The sequence below is a fragment of the Acinetobacter larvae genome, from assembly GCF_001704115.1.
Lineage (GTDB): Bacteria > Pseudomonadota > Gammaproteobacteria > Pseudomonadales > Moraxellaceae > Acinetobacter > Acinetobacter larvae.
In genome coordinates, this window is sequence record NZ_CP016895.1 from 2,613,289 (window position 1) to 2,634,576 (window position 21,288).

General features: G+C 41.1%; 17 protein-coding genes and 2 pseudogenes. 8 read left to right on the forward strand and 11 right to left on the reverse strand.

The genetic code is table 11. The annotated features are described in order from the left end of the window. Positions 1–28: 28 nt before the first annotated feature. Entirely contained in the window at positions 29–913 is an 885-nt protein-coding gene (locus tag BFG52_RS11730; RefSeq protein ID WP_067556368.1) for a sulfite exporter TauE/SafE family protein, read from the reverse strand. Positions 914–1,020: 107 nt separating this feature from the next. On the opposite strand from BFG52_RS11730, the gene BFG52_RS11735 reads away from it, so the two are divergent. Then, complete coding sequence (locus BFG52_RS11735; RefSeq protein WP_067556370.1) at positions 1,021–1,782, forward strand: AraC family transcriptional regulator; 762 nt, start codon at positions 1,021–1,023, stop codon at positions 1,780–1,782. Between the two features lie 148 nt (positions 1,783–1,930). On the opposite strand, the gene BFG52_RS11740 is transcribed toward BFG52_RS11735, so the two are convergent. Then, positions 1,931–3,328, reverse strand: a complete 1,398-nt coding sequence (locus tag BFG52_RS11740) for an L-cystine transporter (protein ID WP_067556373.1) — start codon at positions 3,326–3,328, stop codon at positions 1,931–1,933. A gap of 280 nt (positions 3,329–3,608) precedes the next feature. Here BFG52_RS11740 and BFG52_RS11745 point away from each other — a divergent pair, with 280 nt between their 5' ends. Both BFG52_RS11745 and BFG52_RS11750 read left to right on the forward strand, forming a co-directional pair. Continuing rightward, positions 3,609–4,178: a LexA family protein gene (locus BFG52_RS11745; protein ID WP_067556377.1), complete on the forward strand. Its 570-nt coding sequence runs from the start codon at positions 3,609–3,611 to the stop codon at positions 4,176–4,178. After that, on the forward strand, positions 4,175–5,482 hold the full coding sequence (locus BFG52_RS11750) for a Y-family DNA polymerase (protein ID WP_067556380.1): 1,308 nt from the start codon (positions 4,175–4,177) through the stop codon (positions 5,480–5,482). The genes BFG52_RS11745 and BFG52_RS11750 overlap by 4 nt, the downstream gene beginning before the upstream one ends. A gap of 110 nt (positions 5,483–5,592) precedes the next feature. On the opposite strand, the gene BFG52_RS11755 is transcribed toward BFG52_RS11750, so the two are convergent. From BFG52_RS11755 to efp, 5 genes are all read right to left on the reverse strand, one after another. Next, positions 5,593–6,222, reverse strand: coding sequence for a hypothetical protein (locus BFG52_RS11755; RefSeq protein WP_067556383.1), 630 nt, complete (start codon positions 6,220–6,222; stop codon positions 5,593–5,595). Between the two features lie 176 nt (positions 6,223–6,398). Next, positions 6,399–7,007, reverse strand: a complete 609-nt coding sequence (locus BFG52_RS11760) for a hypothetical protein (protein WP_157758109.1) — start codon at positions 7,005–7,007, stop codon at positions 6,399–6,401. A gap of 269 nt (positions 7,008–7,276) precedes the next feature. Beyond that, a complete protein-coding gene (locus BFG52_RS11765; protein ID WP_067556388.1) occupies positions 7,277–7,579 on the reverse strand; it encodes a YbdD/YjiX family protein in 303 nt (100 codons plus the stop codon). An 11-nt stretch (positions 7,580–7,590) separates the two neighbouring features. Then, positions 7,591–9,696 carry a carbon starvation CstA family protein gene (locus tag BFG52_RS11770; protein WP_067556391.1) on the reverse strand — a complete coding sequence of 702 codons (2,106 nt, stop codon included), beginning with the start codon at positions 9,694–9,696 and terminating at the stop codon, positions 7,591–7,593. Positions 9,697–9,866: 170 nt separating this feature from the next. After that, a complete protein-coding gene (efp, locus tag BFG52_RS11775) occupies positions 9,867–10,436 on the reverse strand; it encodes an elongation factor P (RefSeq protein ID WP_067556395.1) in 570 nt (189 codons plus the stop codon). A gap of 366 nt (positions 10,437–10,802) precedes the next feature. Here efp and epmB point away from each other — a divergent pair, with 366 nt between their 5' ends. From epmB to BFG52_RS11795, 4 genes are all read left to right on the forward strand, one after another. Beyond that, the gene (gene epmB, locus BFG52_RS11780) at positions 10,803–11,816 is read left to right on the forward strand and encodes an EF-P beta-lysylation protein EpmB (RefSeq protein ID WP_067556398.1); all 1,014 of its coding nucleotides are present in this window, start codon (positions 10,803–10,805) and stop codon (positions 11,814–11,816) included. A gap of 28 nt (positions 11,817–11,844) precedes the next feature. Further along, positions 11,845–13,542 carry a hypothetical protein gene (locus BFG52_RS11785; protein WP_081408699.1) on the forward strand — a complete coding sequence of 566 codons (1,698 nt, stop codon included), beginning with the start codon at positions 11,845–11,847 and terminating at the stop codon, positions 13,540–13,542. A 229-nt stretch (positions 13,543–13,771) separates the two neighbouring features. Next, the gene (locus tag BFG52_RS11790) at positions 13,772–13,966 is read left to right on the forward strand and encodes a hypothetical protein (protein WP_067556401.1); all 195 of its coding nucleotides are present in this window, start codon (positions 13,772–13,774) and stop codon (positions 13,964–13,966) included. A 50-nt stretch (positions 13,967–14,016) separates the two neighbouring features. Beyond that, complete coding sequence (locus tag BFG52_RS11795) at positions 14,017–14,199, forward strand: hypothetical protein (RefSeq protein WP_067556406.1); 183 nt, start codon at positions 14,017–14,019, stop codon at positions 14,197–14,199. Positions 14,200–14,288: 89 nt separating this feature from the next. Here BFG52_RS11795 and BFG52_RS11800 read toward each other — a convergent pair. From BFG52_RS11800 to BFG52_RS17320, 4 genes and pseudogenes are all read right to left on the reverse strand, one after another. Beyond that, positions 14,289–15,152: pseudogene (locus tag BFG52_RS11800) on the reverse strand (IS982 family transposase). 348 nt (positions 15,153–15,500) lie between these two features. Then, positions 15,501–15,728 carry a 50S ribosomal protein L31 gene (rpmE, locus tag BFG52_RS11805; protein WP_067556409.1) on the reverse strand — a complete coding sequence of 76 codons (228 nt, stop codon included), beginning with the start codon at positions 15,726–15,728 and terminating at the stop codon, positions 15,501–15,503. A gap of 248 nt (positions 15,729–15,976) precedes the next feature. Beyond that, positions 15,977–16,972 carry a bile acid:sodium symporter family protein gene (locus BFG52_RS11810; protein WP_169817571.1) on the reverse strand — a complete coding sequence of 332 codons (996 nt, stop codon included), beginning with the start codon at positions 16,970–16,972 and terminating at the stop codon, positions 15,977–15,979. Positions 16,973–17,720: 748 nt separating this feature from the next. After that, a complete protein-coding gene (locus BFG52_RS17320) occupies positions 17,721–20,834 on the reverse strand; it encodes a hypothetical protein (RefSeq protein WP_157758110.1) in 3,114 nt (1,037 codons plus the stop codon). A 160-nt stretch (positions 20,835–20,994) separates the two neighbouring features. Between BFG52_RS17320 and BFG52_RS17325 the strand changes: the two are divergent. Beyond that, a pseudogene (locus tag BFG52_RS17325) lies at positions 20,995–21,228 on the forward strand (YadA-like family protein); the annotation flags it as partial. Positions 21,229–21,288: the final 60 nt, after the last annotated feature.

Here is a 21,288-nt window from a genome sequence, read left to right on the forward strand (position 1 = left end):
CAAATAAACCCATCGCCAAATAAACCAATTAAACCGCAATCACCAATAGCAATACACTGCTTAATAACACAATATAGCCCCATTCATGCCAGCGATTCGATAGACGTCCAAGTAATGGACTAGCAATACGTATGCCGATCAAGCCCGCTACAATCAAGCAAAATACTGCGGGTAAATAAAAATAACCGATAAAATATGAACCCAATGCTTGTGGCTGCCACACATAAGCCACGATATAACTCACGCAACCCGCAACGGCAACGGGAATACTTAATGGATTCGCTAATGCAACAGCATGCTGCATGCTCAAATGACAACGACGAAATAATGGAACGGTCATTACACTTCCCCCCACTCCAAGGGCAGCAGCGATATTACCAATCAGCCAACCGCAAATAGTTTTTTCTACCCCAGTTAATGCTCGGGCTGCCGTAGTATAGGGTACTTGAGTGGTCTGCTGCCGATCATCCGCAACGCTATTACATTCTCGTCTGTTCTGTTGCCGCCTTTTCTGTTCCTGTCTATTACGATATAAACATTCAGCGATGGTTATGAGTAAATATATCGCAAAAAACCATTTCAGAAGATTGGCATCGATATATAAAGCCAGCAGCGTACCACTGACAGCACCCAATGCAATCCAATATGCCAGAGGAAAAATATATTGGGATAATACATTAGCTTGTTGTAATTGTTTATATGTCGCCAAACTGGCATTTACCACCATCAATAATAAAGAGGTAGCAACAGCACTTTTAAAGGCTAAATCATAAGCCAAACTGTCTGGTGGCATGGCATAACGAATACTTGCATAGACCAAAGGGACAATGACAAAACCACCACCAAATCCAAATAATAAGGTCAGAATACCGCTGATAATGCCAGCAATAAACATTAAGACATAAAGCTCCATAAAGTGTCACAACCTATTCAATCACCCAGAGAGTAAATAGTTTAAACAGCGATATAGCGCATAAATTTGTTATATTCAGCATTCAATTACGCCAATCAGACATGATTATGAAACAAGTCTCTATTCATAGTGTCGAACATTTGCCGCAACAGATCATCGCCATTGAAAATCAATATGCCGATCATCAATTATTGCCATCCCATCATCACCAGCGTGCGCAATTATTATATGGTGCACAAGGAGTGATTCAGATTGAAACACCAGATGGTAACTGGATTATTCCGCCTGAACGTGCGGTCTGGATTCCACCACAGGTATCTCACCAATTAACCATGTACAAAGTACGCACCTGTAGTCTGTATATACGTCCTGAACATTGCCCACGTCAGCAACAGCATTGTGAAGTCTTGGCAATATCGCCATTATTTCGGCAGTTATTACTGACCGCCCCACTTTTGCCCACTGGGCATAATCCGTATGCGCAATTGATTTTTCAGCTGATTCACTGGGAGCTTAAACAGGCACAGGTTATTCAACAACATTTACCGTTACCACAACATGCAGGTTTATTGGCAGCCTGTCAGACCTTTTTAGCCCAACCGAATATTCATTATTCGCCACAACACATGGCGGCGCAATTACATGTCAGTGAACGACATTTTAGTCGGCTCTTTAAAAAAGAAGTAGGCTACTCTTTTTCTCAGTGGCGCCAACATGCCTGTGTTTTACTCAGCTTAGAAAAAATTATGAACCATCAACCCATTCAAAAAATCGCCTATGATTTGGGTTTTAAAAATCCTGCCGCTTTTAGCAATATGTTTCACCGTGTTTTAGGGCTTAGCCCATCTCAGTATTATGCGACACACTAGGTTTACAAACGCACTAGGTTTCAAGCGCACTAGGTTTATATATGTCATATACACCCATAAAAAAGCCTGCAGCATCGATAGCGCAGGCTGAAATAGCTTAACTTAAATAGAAGATGTCCAAATAAAAACGGAATAATAGGGTTTAAATTTAGTGAGAAGGTTTAGATAAAGTCTCATCCTGATCTGACATTAAAATCTGTCGATCTGTTTGTTTCATGAGTTGGCTAGTGGCCATTCCTGCGGTAATAGAGCCACTCACATTTAATGCGGTCCGCCCCATGTCAATCAAAGGTTCAATGGAAATTAATAAAGCCACCAAGGTCACAGGTAAACCCATTATTGGCAAAACAATCAAAGCAGCAAAAGTTGCACCGCCTCCAACACCCGCAACACCTATGGAACTTAGACTCACCACACAAACCAAGGTTATAATCCAAACAGGGTCTAGAGGGTTAATCCCCATGGTGGGAGCAACCATTACCGCCAACATGGCTGGATATAATCCCGCACAACCATTTTGCCCAATGGTGGTACCAAATGAAGCGGAGAAACTTGCAATCGATTCGGGGATGCCTAAACGGCGAGTCTGCGTCTCGATACTCAAAGGAATACATGCTGCACTAGAACGGCTGGTAAAAGCAAAAGTCAAAACGGGTAATATTTTCTGGAAGAAGCGTAGCGGATTGACACCGAGTATTAAAACCAGCAGCGCATGCAGCAAAAACATGATCGCCAAAGCCACATAAGATGCGACCAAGAAACCCGCTAGATTTTTCATTTCCATCCAGTCTGAGCTTGCCACCACTTTGGTCATCAATGCAAACACCCCATACGGTGTCAGGGTCATCACCAAACGTACCAGCTTCATAACCCATGCCTGTAATACATCAACAGCATGAATAATCGCACGTCCTTTCTGTTCGGATTCTTGAATCAGATTTAATCCAGCAATACCTAAAAACACAGCAAAAACCACCACACTAATAATCGATGTGGCATGCGCACCGGCTAATTCTGCAAAAGGATTACTGGGAATAAAAGACAAGAAAAAATCAGGTACACTCAGGTCTGTTATCTGACCAACATAATGGCTATTAATTTGCTCTAAACGCTGCGTTTCTTTCACACCTTGTAGCAAGCCAGCCGCGCTTAAACCAAACAGATTGGTGATCATAATCCCCACAAAGGCAGCACAGGCGGTCGTCAATAATAATGTACCTATACTATAAAGGCTGATTTTCCCCAAAGATGATGCATTGTGTAGTTTAATCACAGCACTGAGAATTGACACCAAAACCAAGGGCATCACAACCATTTGCAACAGTTTGACGTATCCCGTACCCACGATATTAAACCACTGAATCGATTCCGTTAGAATCGTCGTATTGGCACCATAAATAAGCTGTAATGCAAAACCGAATACAACCCCCAATAATAAACCAGCCAGAACCTTTTTCGATAAGCTCCAGTTGGTTTTACGGGTTTGCATCAATAGAATGAGCAATATTAAAAATACTGCAATATTCAAAATCAAACTGCTGTTCATTCAAGTTCCAATCGTTTAGATAAATGAAATTATAATTCATCCCTATTGTCACTTTCTAAACATTATCAGCAGCAGCATTGGCTTTTGTTTGCTATGCCCAACATGATTTTCCATAAAAATCATAAAGCTAACTTAAGACCATACTTTATTGCATAATTTTATCTGAGCTTTTGAAAAAAAATGATAAGAAAACAAACCCGCGATCACAACAGCTTGTATTTTAATTAGACAACGATTACACTGCTTGTTGAATGTGTAACATATTCAAGAAGAGCATAATATGACACAACATGGCGGTGCACGAAAAGGTGCAGGACGCAAAGCACAATACGCAGAACCAACCAAAGTTTTACGTGTCCCTGCATCACGCATACTTGAAATTAAAAACTTTTTACAGCAAAAAGTACAACCCAATAGACCCTTAGAATTAAAGGATATTCGCCAATTTGAAGCGCGCACAACGCTACATATTCCCCTCGCTGCAGAAAAAATTTCAGCCGGTTTTCCATCACCCGCCCAAGACTATATCAGTGATCATTTAGATCTCAATCAACATCTGATTCATAATGCCACAACAACATTTATTATTCGTGTAGCATCACAGTCGATGTTACACGCAGGCATCGATATTGATGACGAGCTCATTGTTGATCGCAGTCTCACTGCACGTCACCATGATATTGTCATTGCCTTGATTGACAATGAATTTACGGTAAAACGCCTAATGATTGAGCCACAACAACGTTGGCTCAAAGCAGAAAATCCAGATTATTCAGATATCCACCTAAAAGATGGGCAAGAACTGTTGATTTGGGGTGTCGTCACCAATGTGATCAAAAAATTACGATGAATCATATACAACAACAAGCACCACAACTATATGCACTAATCGACATCAACAACTGCTACGTCAGTTGTGAGCGGATTTTCCAACCCCAACTCAATCAAAAAGCTGTCATTGTTTTATCCAATAATGATGGTTGCGTCGTGGCCCGTTCTGAGGAAGCCAAGGCTTTAGGTATCACTATGGCGGTGCCTTTCTTTCAAATTCAAGACCTAGTACAACAACACCAAGTTCAGGTTTTTTCTAGCAATTATGCTTTATATGCTGAAATGTCAAATCGTTTTCATCAGCTTGCAGCTGAATTTGTCACGGCAGATGAACATGAGCTTTATTCTATTGATGAATGCTTTTTAAAATTGACCGCCTATACTAAAAACCATGATATCGATCAAATGGCGCTTTGTATTCGTCAACGTATGGCACAATGGTTAAGTTTACCGGTTTCGATTGGTATTGGTCGTAGTAAAACTGAAGCCAAAATCGCCAATCATTTAGCGAAAAAACTAACAACCTTCAATGGGATTTGTAATCTCAGCCACATCGACCCATGTGCCTTGGAGCATATTTATGCGCACCTGGATGTCAGTACCGTGTGGGGCGTTGGACAGCGCCAAGCCAAGCGCTTAAAAGCGCTTGCGATTCACAGTGTGTATGATTTAGCCAGCAGCGATCACCGTCTACTCAAAAAACATTTTAATGTAGTATTGGCACGCACTGTACTAGAATTACAAGGGATTTCCTGCCTTGAGCTGGCACAACAACCTCATGCTAAACAACAAATTGTTGCTAGTCGCTCTTTTGGTACACGCATTTATGCTTTGGACGATTTAAAAGAAGCACTTGGTCTTTATTTACAAGATGCGCTACAACGCTTAAGAGAACAAAAATTATGCTGTACATGCCTCATCGTCTTCTTAGAATCCAGTCGTTTTCGCTCAAATAAAGACAACTATCGCGCCACATTAAGCTATTCATTATCACAAGCCAGCGACTCTTTATTTGCGTTAAAAAAAATCGCCTTACAACTCTTAACGCAAATTTATCGCCCAGACATTGCCTATAAAAAATGTGGGGTAATGCTCAGTGATTTGGTACCAAAACATTATATGCCACAAGATTTATGGCGAGATGACCAACATCACGAAATTGATGCACGCTTAATGCAAAGTTATGAAAATATTCAACAACGTTTTGGCAAACACAAGATTGCGCTAGGCGCTACAGCTCTCGCACAGCGCCCTTGGCATATGCAAAGTGCTTATCGCAGCCCCAATTATTTTTCTTGGGCTGAATTACCCAGCGTTAAATAAATGCACGAAATAGACTATTCAATCAATGCGCTTATTCATTGTATGCTGGCTGCGTCTCATCCTCATGATGCTTCTGAATATATCTGTCCTACCTTTAATAACCTTAGACTTTAATCTAATAATACCTTTTTATCTTCAGGAAAATTTGGGTAAAACTCGGCAAAATCAGCAGCACGCATCTTGTGATGATAAATCATATTACGCCAACGTAAAGTACCCAGATCACGTGAAAAAATTATCACCATGCTTTTACGATCTATTTCTCGCTGCGAAGCCATCTCTTCCATACTACGAATTCGCGTCGCCTTAATCAGGCAAATTTCTTGATGACCTAATATAAAATTTGCAGAAGGCTGAGCAAAATTCATATGGTAATGAATATAATCATAAGACTGTAATTTTTTAAATTCGTGTTTAGTTTTTTTCATCGCCTCCGTAGCAGCGGTCCAACGATATTGGTAATAACGCTGCTTCGGATGTGTTTTCCGAAATAAATACTCATAGCTAGTTTTTTTACCGAAGTTTCTCACTTGTTCAAGCGTACCATGGCGAATAATGTCCAGTGCTTTTACAAACTGCTGCTCAAATTTAGGTATATCCCGATCACATCGCAAGGCTGTTGTGGCGGGCATATGATCATTACTTGCCAATGCTGCGGTCGACGGTCCCATTCCAAGCAGCAAAGCCATAATCATGCGTCCATCTTTTGAAATATCTTTTATCTTCTTTTGCCACAACATATTTAATACTTCGCATCCATTGATCATAAACCCGTACTATCATCCCGATACTGGCAATCGCATGCTATTTTAAATAAAGAATAATAAGTTGCCGCTTCAGTTATTGTCTTGCGACAATGGACCTTATGACTGATACTCGCTTTAAAATCATGCTTTACCAAGATCACTTTTCAGTGTTAATCCTCATCTTTAAGACTCAATAGCGCCATTTTATCCGTAGGAAAATTCGGGAAAAATTCATCAAAGTCAACCTGACGAATCGATTCATCATAGTAGAACCCGCGCCATTTATGTGTGCCTAATGGTCGCGAAAAAATGTAAACGTCAGCACTCCGAACACTTTCACGACCATAATCCACATCTCCCCAATAACCAATAAAAACTGTATTGATAATACAAATTTCTTTTTGGTTTAAAATAAAATTCGCTGTGGGTTTGGCCACATGGACCACATAATTCAATTCCCTTAAATCTTGAAACATATTCAGGTTTGCAATGATTTTCTGCTTAAATTCAGGTCGCGCAATCCAACGCTTTTCATAAAATATTTTGTGGGGATGTGCTTTACGGAAAATATAGTCATAACTATATTTTTTTTCGTAGTTAAACCATTGATCAAAGTCGCCACTTTTAGCAGCGGCAAGGCTTTGTTCAAAATATTTTTCAAATTTTTTTATATTCTTCTGACAAGTTAAAGCTTCCGTCGAGCCCGCAACGGCAGATTGCAATGCGATAAAAAAAAGCAATAGACCCGAACATATTTTTTTCATATATAAACCTTCCACCAGTAATATGGTCATCGAGCAAATCGCTGTATGGTTTCAAAAATAGTAACGTTATTATAGCGGCTATAGGTTAAGTTTTATCGATCTTAAATGCAAATAACAGCCATTAAAAAACTAGCCCTTAGACTAGTTTTTTAAAATCAGTCATAAAGTTGCAGTAATGATAGCGACATTCACTTTATATTTAGATCAGGCAGATTGCTTTGTTGTAATATGCACTGACTTTCCAACAGCGTGATTTACAAGTGACGCCATATGCCATTACGCTATTAACATGGGCATTTTTTCATGCCCCCTGCTGCATTAGGATAACGTGCATCCACGCAATAACGATAAAATGTCCTGGCATCCATGGCATCTAAATCTGGATGATGTTCACGCATATGTTGCAAATAGGTTTGATAATCTGGTACCCCAACCATCAAACGAAAACTTTGTTGTAAACCTCGCCAAACTGTGGCAATACGCGACCAATTCTTAGCATGCAACAGCTGCCCTTTTTGCGCGAGTAGCGTCATTTTTATAATGTTTAAGATGACGCTTTTACCCGACTTGGCAAATTTAATTCTCATGAAGCAATCTCCTACTGACTTGATTTCACGCGGATATCTTCAGGATTATCCACATAAACTGCACTCGATTCATTGACAGTAGCCGTGTTACTGGCTAAAGCACGACGTATCACAGCAATGGATGCAATCAACATGACTACAGCCACAATCATAAAGAAGGCACACAGCACTGCATTGATTTGATTAGACAATACAATAGTCTGCATTTCAGCAATCGATTTAGCCGGTGCTAATATCTCATTTCTTGCAATGGCATCTGAAAAACGGTTGGCTTGTGCCAAGAAACCAATTTTTGGATTTTCATGAAAAATCTTTTGCCAACCTGCGGTCATAGAGGTGATAAATAAGAAAATTGTCGGGAGAATCGTAACCCAGACATATTTCTCTTTCTTCATCTTAAATAAAATGACTGTACCTAAAATTAACGCCATTGCTGCTAAAATCTGGTTCCCAATACCAAATAATGGCCATAAGCTATTAATGCCACCCAATGGGTCAATCACCCCTTGATAGACAAAATATCCCCACGCAGCAACAGCGACAAAAGTACCCAATAAATTACCGAATATCGATTTAGACGACTTCACTGCAGGTAAAACAATACCAACCGTATCTTGTACCATAAAACGACACGCACGCGTGCCAGCATCTACGGCTGTTAAAATAAATAATGCTTCAAATAAAATCGCAAAGTGATACCAAAATGCCATCATGGAGCGGTTATTAAAGATTTCTGCAATAATATGTGCCATACCTATGGCAAAGGTAGGTGCTCCACCAGTACGCGATAAAATACTATTTTCACCAACCTCTTGCGCTAAGATCTGTAAACTCTCAGGCGTTACGACAAAGCCTAACATCCGTACTGCTTCTGCAGCAGATTCAACCGTACCACCCAATACCGCAGCAGGCGCATTAATGGCAAAATAAATCCCAGGCTCCAATACTGTGGCACAAATCATTGCCATAATTGCGACAAATGATTCCATCAGCATACCACCATAACCAATCATACGAATATTGACTTCATTATCGACCAGTTTCGGGGTGGTTCCTGAAGAAACCAAAGCATGGAAACCAGAAATGGCACCACAAGCAATGGTAATAAATAAAAATGGAAATAATGCACCAGAGAACACTGGACCGCTGCCATCAATAAAAGGCGTAATAGCTGGCATTTTAAGCACAGGCAAGGCAATCATAATACCAACCGCCAAACCGGCAATCACACCAATTTTTAAGAAGGTCGATAAATAATCGCGTGGTGCCAATAACAACCAAACGGGTAAAACCGATGCAATAAAACCATAAATCACCAAACACCATGTTAATTGAGTGCCACTCAGCGTAAAAAATGGTCCCCAATACGGGTGTTGTGCAACATCACCACCATATATAATCGCCAACATCATCAGCACAAAACCAACCAACGATACCTCGGCAATTTTTCCTGGACGAATATAACGCATATAAATGCCCATTAAGATCGCAATAGGAATGGTGGCCGCGATACTAAATACACCCCATGGGCTATTGGTTAAAGCTTTGACTACGACTAATGCCAATACCGCCAAAATAATAACCATAACGCCTAAAGCGCCTAGCATCACAATAATACCAGCAAAGCTCCCCAGTTCCTGTTTTGCCATTTCTCCCAATGATCGTCCATCACGTCGGGTCGAAATAAACAAAACTAGAAAATCCTGTACTGCACCCGCCAATACCACACCGACTAATAACCAAATCGTGCCTGGTAAATAACCCATTTGCGCAGCTAAAATCGGACCGACCAAAGGTCCAGCACCCGCAATCGCTGCAAAGTGATGACCAAATAATACATATTTATTGGTGGGGACATAATCTAAGCCGTCGGTTAGACGATGTGCTGGAGTTAAGCGTTTTGCATTTAATTCAAATACTTTATTGGCAATAAATAAGCTATAAAATCGATAGGCAATGCTATATACACAAATAGCAGCTAAAACAAGCCATACCGCATTCACATGTTCTCCGCGACTTAATGCCAAGATCGCAAATGAGCTTGCTCCGATGATCGCAACGATCACCCAAATTATTTTCGCCCAAAGCGTTGTAGATTTATTTTGTATATTTTCCATTCATTTCACCTTTCACAAACCGTTATACTTCCTTTTTGTTTTACACAATACAGCGCTATATAATTTATCCTCCGACTTTAACTGTTATTGTGAAATTTTGATCTAATACTTTGGCATAAAAAAAGGGGCGATTTACATCGCCCCTTGCATCATAGCTTATTTAAAAAGCATTATGCACGTTCTAAATACTCACCCGTACGTGTATCGACACGAACAGATTCTTCTTGCTGAACGAATAAAGGTACACGTACAACTGCACCAGTTTCTAATTTTGCTGGTTTACCGCCACCGCCAGATGTATCACCACGTACACCTGGATCAGTTTCAACAATTTTTAAAACCACAAAGTTTGGCGCGCTTACAGTTAATGGCACACCATTGAACAACATAATGGTGCACAACTCATTCGAGTCATCTTTTAACCATTTTGCCGCATCACCCATAGCTGTTTTATCTGCTGCAATTTGCTCAAAGCTCTCTGGATCCATAAAGTTCCAAAGTTCGCCATCGTTATATAAGTAGTTCATTTCTACTTCAACGATATCGGCACCTTCCAGTGAATCACCAGATTTAAAGGTTTTTTCTAAAACTTTACCTGTTTTAAGGTTACGTAATTTAACACGGTTAAATGCTTGTCCTTTACCCGGTTTTACGTATTCATTTTCCATGATTGAACAAGGGTTACCATCGAGCATGACCTTGAGGCCTTGCTTAAAATCACTTGTAGAATAATTGGCCATGAAAGGCTCACTCCAAAATTACTAACTTAAATCTATGAATATAGAAGAATTTTCCACAGCCCATAGTGGAGTCAACTGACAACCTCACTGGCATATATTGTGTTATATTCTCGGTCTGGGCTATTCTAAATGAGCAAGACCATATCACGCAACGCCTTTATGCTACTGCATCACACTCGCACCGAATCAAATCCAGCGAATTGTGCGTTCAACTTGACATTTGCCAATGCTTTGACTAGTTTTGCCAACGGCAAATCCTTGAGCATGGGACTCCTCCCCATTTAAGCACGCACTAGGTCAGTTTTTTGACGTCCTAGGCAGGTTGCAATTGCTCTTTCATTTTTATCTCGATCAACCGACGTCGGCATGACAAACTATTTATTTCAAGAGCAAAACTGGCAAACGCAACTCAGTCAATTGGTCACCGACCCGTATCAATTACTTGAATTACTGCAACTCTCTCCTTCCTCACTCAACTCAACAGCATTATTGGCGGCACAGCAGTTTAAATTGCGTGTACCACGTGCTTTTGTTGAAAAAATGCAAATAGCAAACCCCTTGGATCCTTTGTTATTACAGGTCTTACCGCATCATTTAGAAATGCAGGAACACCCTGATTTCGTCAGTGATCCTTTGGGAGAAGAAGCCGCCAATCAACTGCCAGGTGTACTTCATAAATATCGTTCACGCTTTTTACTGACCCTAACCGGTGCCTGTGCGGTACACTGTCGTTACTGTTTTCGACGACATTTTCCCTACCAAGAAAATCTCCCAAAACAAGATGATTGGCCTGATATACGCGATTATCTCTTGGCACACCCAGAGATTAATGAAGTGATTTTAAGTGGCGGTGACCCCTTAACATTATCTGACCGTAAACTCGGTCTATGGATTGATCGCCTAGACAGCTTAAAACAAATTAAAGTATTACGTATTCATTCACGCGTTCCGGTGGTTATTCCCAACCGTATAGATGAACATTTTTGCGCCTTATTAAAAAATCGTGGGCTAAAAATTATTCTAGTGATACACTCCAATCATGCTGCAGAACTTGATGATTATACCTGTCAGCAATTACAACGTTTAACTGCACAAGGCATTTGGATATTCAATCAAGCGGTATTACTCAAAGGGATTAATGACAATGCCAATATTCTCGCTGAACTCAGTCAACGCTTAATGGCAGCCAATGTGATCCCATACTATTTACATGTCTTGGATAAAGTAAAAGGTGCACAACACTTCGATACCGATCCGCAGCATGTAGAAAATATTTATAGTGAGCTACTCAGCTTATTACCAGGTTACTTGGTACCAAAATTGGTCAGAGAAATTGCTGGTGAACCCAATAAAACACCATTATATGGTGCCAGTCCTTAGGCTTTATAAAATGAATTAGGTCGCAGTGATGATCAACCGCAATTGTTTGTATCGATCAAACAAACCGCAACGTAGCCATTTAAGTTTTGCTGCAAGTAATGTTGATGCACTTAGTCAATGGACTGCACGTTTACCCTATATGCAATTGGGTGATAGCGCAGAAATGATCGTGCTGGCTATTTATGAAATTTCAGCATTACGTTGTAGCGAAACACTACGCTTCGACTTAATTCAAGTTCTGCATCCTGCCATTGAAAATATATTAAAAGTTTTAGAACAAGAAATATTTCAACAACGCATTTATCAAGCTGAGCGCCGCGAACAGATTATCGAATTGCTGAGCCATATTCGAATTAACCTCAGTTATGTTTATATTGATATCGTCTATCGTTGCGAACAATATTTACAAAAACATGGCAAAATGTTTTTCCAGTGGCAGCAACGTAAAAATCATAAAACAGCAAGGGTGTTATCTTGTTATTATGCTTTACAACAGCTCAGCGCCTTACAACTTCAACAACAAATGCTTTATATGAGTCCATTACATCATCAATGGCTCGCGGCACACCAATTATATAAAGTTGCTGTAAAAAATAATGAGCATTTAATCAATACCAATCAAATTCAAGGCAGTAAATCATCCTTAAACTCAGTACAAGATTGTTATTTGCATCTATTGTTACTAAATATAATCAATACATCGCATATTCGCCCTAATGAAATGCGCGTTTTATATCATTGTAGTCAAGAGTGGATACACTATTTGAAGCTCAGCCATCATCATAATAACTTGAGTCGTTATGGGATTAATTTACACACAGATCAAGCCGTACAATTTCTCGCCAAGAGCAATGAGTATTTTAAACCCGATCTATATCTAAGCACCCAACTATTGCTAGAACATATTAATGACACCATCCACGATAAACCACAACAACTGACGGAAGTCGAAAGACAATATTTAAGTTCGACACTAAAACTACATATACAACATGTGCTAGGTACACAAATTCAACGTCAACATGAACGTTTCTATCATCCGATACAGCTGGATATCTGCTTTAATCTCTATAGTGCCCATTATCATTTATCTAAAAATCAGGTATTTGGCGATACTCTGGCAATGCCCTATCAACACATTATGCAGCAATACCCAAAAACACATCCTGTTTTGGCAAAATTGCCTCGCGCCTATCATAATCTGCCACTCGAAGACAAACAAATTTACAGCGCTCAAGCGCTTGATTTTAGTGAAAAAGGCTATAGATTACACTGGGCTCAACCTCGACCAAGCACCCTTGCCAGTGGTGAAATGGTTCTTACCCGTCAACAGACTCAACATCGTTGGAAAGTCGGTATTATTCGTTGGATTAAACAATCCTTACAAGAGAGTTATACCTTTGGTATTCAAATTATTGCCGAAAGCGTTTATCCAGCAATTTTAGAAATTAGTACAGAAGAAATTGAACATTGTTACTTGCCTTGTTTAATTTTATTAGATCAACAATATAGTTATTCTAAGATCACTTTATTGTTGGCGAATATGCCGGTTCTACAACAAGCCACGCATTATTATTTAATTGCAGCAGAATTACGTTTGACCATTCATAAGGTTTTTAATCTAACCATTACCAGCAGCATCGTACAACTAGATATTACCCTATCGGCAGCATCACAACAGGCATTGGTCAAAAATTATCTCAACCCTTTTGATCAACAAACCTAATCGGTTTAAAACTGAGCCGTGCGCTACAGTACAAACACGTTTGGGTGGTATAGGCTTCATTGATTTTTTCAAACCCTAGACCTGCATTCTCACTTTTATACTTGTAAGTTCGATTATTTTTGCGAAGCATTATCCAATGCTTGGAATGAAATGTTTTTAAGACAAAACCCAAATGAAGGCAGAAGTAAAACACTCTTTCAATTAGATAATTCAAAATGGGAGAAAACGAATGAAAGTTAAACAATGTAAACACTTCGTCATTCTTCTTAGTTTATTTTTAGTCGCCTGCCAAACGATCCAAAATACTGAAAAAACAAAACAACGCTCTAGTCCTAATATTTTAGCTGAAGTAGACACGAATAATATTCTTAAGAGTGAAACTCATAAAGATTCTGTTCGTGGTAAAATATACTTTTCAAATTAGGTTATGGTTGCCAATTGGATCGAATATTTAATTATTCAAGTAGAACATCCGTGACCTATCGCTATATATTTAAAAATGAAAAATTAATATCAGCGACTACAATAACATTAGATCAACAAAATCCTGACCAAATGGAAAGCATTTGGGAGGATCCTGAATATGAACCTACAATAGAAAATTTTGAACAAGCAAAACAAACTTTTTCAAAAGAACAATTACATCAATGTCAATAACCTGATTTCGATGAAAGTTTCTTTATTTTTAAATACTTTATGAACATTGATTATTCAGATTTAAATAACCTGAGTTCGATGAAAAACGTTCAACCTTTCAGCATATTTTTGAAAGTTGGCTTATTCGGATTTAAACAATAAGCCACTACAGCAGCCATAATATTTACCATGAAATTATTCACAGAACGATGACGCGAATGGTCAAGTTGATGTAAGTTTTTTAACTGATCATTCACCGTTTCTATTAATCCTCTTCTGCCAAGCAATTGTTTTTCTTCTTCAGTTCGGAGTGGCTTGTTTTTCATATTCTTACGTGATGGAGTCAATATTTTTAATCCTCTTGCTGCTAAAGCCTCTGTCTTAGCTTTGCTTAAATAGCCTTTATCTCCTAATAAAATGCCTTTTAATTCTTTGGTTAAAGACTCTAGTACAGCAATATCATGGATATTCCCTGATGTTACTTTAATATTAATAATTTCACCTAAGTTATTGATAACCACATGTAATTTAAAACCATAGAACCACCCAGTACTACTTTTTCCACGATTCGCTAAGCCTTTAAATACGCGGTTTCTTTTAATTCTAAGATTATGACAAACTACAAGTTTGGTTGAATCAATAATACTAATTCCTGTATCAGTTCCTTTAACCTGATGAAAAAAGCTACTCAAAGCTTGTAAACAACGTGGCATGATTTCAATAAAACGATTCTAGCTCAGCAGCTTAGGAAATGCTGATTTCCAAAAAGGGATGACCATGTGGCAGTAAAAATATTTAAAGAATCTAAAACCTGATTGGTGAAATAAGATAACAATTGTCATGATCTCAGATAAACTTAAAGCTGACTTTTGAACTGGCTTATTTTGCTCAGGAATAAGAGCTTTCTCTAGAGATTCGTTAAATATTTTGCAAAAATCATCCACTTTACAGAATAATTCGGTAATATGATCCATAGAAAAGCCTTGTGTTTTAACTTTTGTCTTAAGAACCAATAAGTTATAAACATTAAGGCTTTTTTTCTACTTTTTTTATGTCGAACTCAGGTTAAATAATAAGTGACAACAGCAATCATAATACTGACCATGAAATTATTCACTGATCGGTGATGTGAATGTTCAATTTTTTAAGTTGCTCATTCCATTTCAATGATTGATTATAATTTGTAATTTCAAGCGACATAAATCCATTTAAATAGGTTTATGCCGCACTTCAAGTTTTAGCCCGCCCTTTTTATGCCAAACCCAACATTAAATAGACATAAAAAAAACGGGTCAATGCCCGTTTTTTTTACACTTTGCGGATTAGCCACGTTTAACTGAACGAGACATACCTGCAAAACGTTGTTTAAATTTGTCGATACGACCGCCGGTATCAACATTTTTTTGTTTACCCGTATAGAATGGGTGGCAAGCTGAACATACGTCAAGGTAAATCGTATCTTTACCCAGTGCAGAACGTGTTTCGATTACATTACCGCATGAACAAGTAGCAACTAATTTGCCATATTTTGGGTGAATACCGTCACGCATTGCGAAGACTCCTAATTCGTAGAAAGGTTTTGCTACCGTCGCTATTGACCACTCTTGGCTATCATTGATATCGATAGAACATAAAATCAATCGAGATCTCAATGAGGCTAAGGAAATATAATGTTGAAAAACAACAGATCAACACCACAGTAGACCATTTCTTTTGGCCCACCGAGACACCCAGTGTCAGAGCTAAGCACAACAAGTGAGCGGCATTATATACTAAAATCTTGTGATAGGCGAATAAATCACTTGGCTTTTACATCGTTGTTTTCACTGTGTTGTTTCGACCAATAATTGGCAATAATACCGCAGACCATCAATTGGATTTGATGAAAAATCATAATCGGTAAAACAATCATGCCCAAAGGCTGACCAGCAAATAAAATTTGTGCCATGGGTACGCCACTGGCTAATGTTTTTTTAGAACCACAAAAGAATACCGTAATTTGATCTGCTTTATTAAAACCAAGCCATTTGGGAATATAAAGCGATAGCAGCATAATGACGGTCAATAACACAGAGCAAGCAATACATAAATAAAGCAAGGTCAATAAACTCACTTGATGCCATAATCCAGCCACCACAGCACCACTAAACGCACCATATACCACCATTAAAATTGTACCCTGATCGAATTTTTTTACGATGCTGGGCATTTTTTGCATCCAAGGAAATACCACGGGACGTAGAACTTGCCCTGCAATAAATGGTAATAACAACAGTAAGCCAATTTCGAGAATAGAGCGTGTCGGGTCATAATCATGTTTGGATTGACCAAAAATAAAAATACTGACCAAAACTGGTGTAATAAACATCCCAATCAAATTCGAAAAAGAAGCACTACAGACCGCTGCGGCGACATTGCCTTTGGCAACCGAGGTAAATGCAATCGATGATTGTACTGTTGATGGTAAAAAGCACATAAATAGGAAGCCCCAATACATGGTTTCTCCTAATAGTGGCACTAAAACTGGTTTTGCCATTAACCCTAAAATTGGGAAAATTAAAAAAGTCATAGCAAAAACCACTGCATGTAAACGCCAGTGTAATATACCCTCAACGATCGCTTGCCTAGATAATTTAGCCCCATGTAAAAAAAATAAAATTGCAATGGCAATATTGGTTACCGTCGCAAAGACTTCGGCGGCATGCCCCGATACTGGTAAAAACGAGGCGAGTAGCACCATCACGAATAACGAAATCGTAAAACGATCGAGTGCTAATAATTTCAACATAGCCACATCCTCATTGTGTTTTATGGATGAAAATCTATTAAATTTTCATTATGTGATAAATAGCATCTTACCGATGTTGAGAAATAAATCTATTTTTCTAAAAAAATGTTCGTTATTTTGTCACTAAACACCTCAAATAATATGCAGGAGCATAATTGAATCACCTGCCCCCAAATCCCCCTGAGAGCTTAAGATAAAACTTAAACCTCTGTCTAAATAATCTAAATAGTAGAATTTAATCCAATTATTTAATTTAAATAAATAGTTGTTTCTAGTCCCAGCGAAGCGACTACTTACCACAGCAAGATATAAATCGCTCTAAGCCAGCACACTCACCTTATATAACAAGACTAAATGTCTACCAAATTATTTAAACGACTCGCAACAAACAGAGTGAGCATCTAAAAACAATGAAAACTGGAAATAACATTTAACATTTTTTATTTAGAAAAACTTTACAATAATAGAATAATCACATAAATTTTAAATGCAGGTTCAACCCAATACATGCACGTCTGTCATCGCGTCTCACAACTATTTTATATTATAAAACAACACTCTATATCACGATGATGATAAAGCTCAGCACATAACGATTATTGCAAACCTGCATTCCCCACATTCGTGCATATGGCATTGGTCATATAGATGACCAGTCTAATAACAACATCGCAATCCATATCATTCTTACAGGTATAAAGATGAGCAACAATATTTATGGTCGCTGCTCAACAAAAGTCGACAGCGCGATCTCTCATGCAACAACTAAAACGTCAATTCGATTAAAAAAAAACAACTTGTTGCGAACACTCATTGCAACAGGCTTCATGTGTGTGGGTCCGACGGCATATGCACAACTCTTGTCTACACCAATCGCATCTGCAAGTACACAAAGCCCCAACAACAATGCATCAACCCTTGGTTTAAATCTGGGTCTAGGTGCAAACCCAACCCCAACGCCTGAAACACCGATCGTCAGTACTCCAGTATTAGGTTTAAATTTAGGTGCCCCCAGTAGCCCCCCAAGCTCTTCATCTCCGTCTATACCGAGTACAATACCGAATCGTAGTCCAAGTACCACACCAACATCACCAACCAATCCAAGTACTACACCGACTCTACCAGTCACACCACCGATTACGGGTGGCAGCGTAACGGGTGGCACGACACCAACATCACCGACTAATCCAAGTACTACGCCGACGTTACTAGTCACACCACCCATTACTGGCGGTAGCGTCACCGTTGGTACAACACCAACATCGCCAACCAATCCAAGTACTACACCGACTTTACCAGTCACACCACCGATTACTGGCGGCAGCGTGACGGTGGGTACCACACCAACATCGCCAACTAATCCGGTCACCACGCCGACTTTGCCAGTCACACCACCGATTACGGGTGGCAGCGTCACCGTTGGCACCACGCCAACATCGCCGACTAATCCAAGCACTACACCGACTTTGCCAGTCACACCACCCATTACGGGTGGCAGCGTCACCGTTAGCACCACGCCAACATCGCCGACTAATCCAAGCACTACACCGACTTTGCCAGTCACACCACCGATTACGGGTGGCAGCGTCACCGTTGGCACCACACCAACATCACCGACCAATCCAAGTACTACACCGACTTTACCAGTCACACCACCGATTACGAGTGGCAGCGTGACCGTTGGCACCACGCCAACATCACCGACTAATCCAGTCACTACACCAACTTTGCCTGTGACACCACCGATTACGGGTGGCAGCGTGACGGTGGGCACCACACCAACATCACCAACCAATCCGGTCACTACACCAACATCACCGACCAATCCAAGCACTACGCCAGCATCACCAACTAATCCAGTCACTACACCGACTTTACCAGTCACACCACCGATTACTGGCGGTAGCGTAACGGGTGGTACCACACCAACATCACCGACTAATCCAAGCACCACGCCAACATCACCAACTAATCCAGTCACTACACCGACTTTACCAGTCACACCACCGATTAGCGGCGGCAGCGTCACCGTTGGCACGACACCAACATCACCAACCAATCCAAGTACTACGCCAACATCACCGACTAATCCAGTCACTACACCAACTTTGCCTGTGACACCACCGATTACGGGTGGCAGCGCCACCGTTGGCACCACGCCAACATCACCGACCAATCCAAGTACAACGCCGACTTTACCTGTCACACCACCGATTAGCGGCGGTAGCGTGACGGTGGGCACGACACCAACATCACCGACCAATCCAAGTACTACACCGACTTTACCAGTCACACCATCGATTACTGGCGGTAGCGTAACGGTAGGCACGACACCAACATCACCAACCAATCCTGTCACTACACCGACTTTGCCTGTCACACCACCGATTACTGGCGACAGCGTGACGGTGGGTACCACACCAACATCGCCGACCAATCCAAGTACAACGCCGACGTTACCAGTCACACCACCGATTACGGGCGGTAGCGTAACGGTTGGTACGACGCCAACATCGCCGACTAATCCGGTCACCACACCGACTTTACCAGTCACACCACCGATTACGGGCGGTAGCGTCACCGTTGGTACGACACCAACATCACCGACCAATCCAAGTACTACACCGACTTTGCCAGTCACACCACCGATTACGGGTGGCAGCGCCACCGTTGGCACCACGCCAACATCACCGACCAATCCAAGTACTACGCCAACATCACCGACTTTGCCTGTCACACCACCCATTACTGGCGGTAGCGTGACGGTTGGCACCACACCAACATCACCAACCAACCCAAGTACTACGCCGACGTTACCAGTCACACCACCGATTACTGGCGGTAGCGTGACGGTTGGCACCACACCAACATCACCAACCAACCCAAGTACTACGCCGACGTTACCAGTCACACCACCGATTACTGGCGGTAGCGTGACGGTTGGCACCACACCAACATCACCGACTAATCCAAGCACCACACCGACTTTACCAGTCCCACCACCGATTACTGGCGGTAGCGTAACGGTAGGCACGACACCAACATCACCGACCAATCCAAGCACCACACCGACATCGCCTGTGACACCACCGATTACGGGTGGCAGCGTGACGGTTGGTACAACGCCAACATCGCCGACTAATCCAAGCACCACACCGACTTTGCCTGTCACACCACCCATTACTGGCGGTAGCGTCACCGTTGGCACGACACCGACATCACCAACCAATCCAAGTACGACGCCGACTTTGCCTGTCACACCGCCAATTAGCGGTGGCAGTGTGACCGTTGGCACCACGCCAACATCACCGACCAATCCAAGTACTACACCGACTTTACCAGTCACACCACCGATTACGGGCGGTAGCGTGACGGTTGGCACGACACCAACATCGCCAACCAATCCAAGTACTACACCGACTTTACCAGTCACACCACCGATTACGGGTGGCAGCGTGACCGTTGGCACCACACCAACATCACCAACCAACCCAAGTACAACGCCTACTTTGCCTGTCACACCACCCATTACTGGCGGTAGCGTAACGGTAGGTACGACACCAACATCACCGACTAATCCAAGTACTACACCGACTTTACCAGTTACACCACCGATTACGGGTGGTAGCGTGACGGTTGGCACGACACCAACATCACCGACTAATCCAAGTACTACACCGACTTTACCAGTTACACCACCGATTACGGGTGGTAGCGTGACGGTTGGCACGACACCAACATCACCGACTAATCCAAGCACCACACCAACATCGCCGACCAATCCAAGTACGACGCCGACTTTGCCTGTCACACCACCGATTACTGGCGGTAGCGTGACGGTTGGCACGACCCCAACATCGCCAACCAATCCAAGCACCACACCAACAACAAATCCACCTGTAAATTTTGATCAACCCATTCAAAATTTGCAAAATAGTCAGAATCAACTACATGGGCGCATGCAGCAATTTAATGAGCAAATTCAACAAGCCTTACAACAACAAGATCAAAAAATTAATCAAGTCAAACGTAGAGCCAATGCAGGTATTGCGGCAGCAATGGCATTAGAGAGTGCACCTTATGTTGCAGGTAAATACACCTATGCTGTCGCAGGTGCTCATCATGCTGGTGAGAATGCTATCGGTATAACCATTCGGAAAACGGCAGAAAATGGGCGTTGGTCACTGACAGGAGGGATTGCAGCAGCAACAGAAGGATCGCCAAGTGTTCGTATTGGAATCAGCGGTATTATTGGTGATTAGTTGAGGAAAATCGATGCCTCATGAGGTCAACAGAAATTAAGCAAAAAATAGAATGAAGTT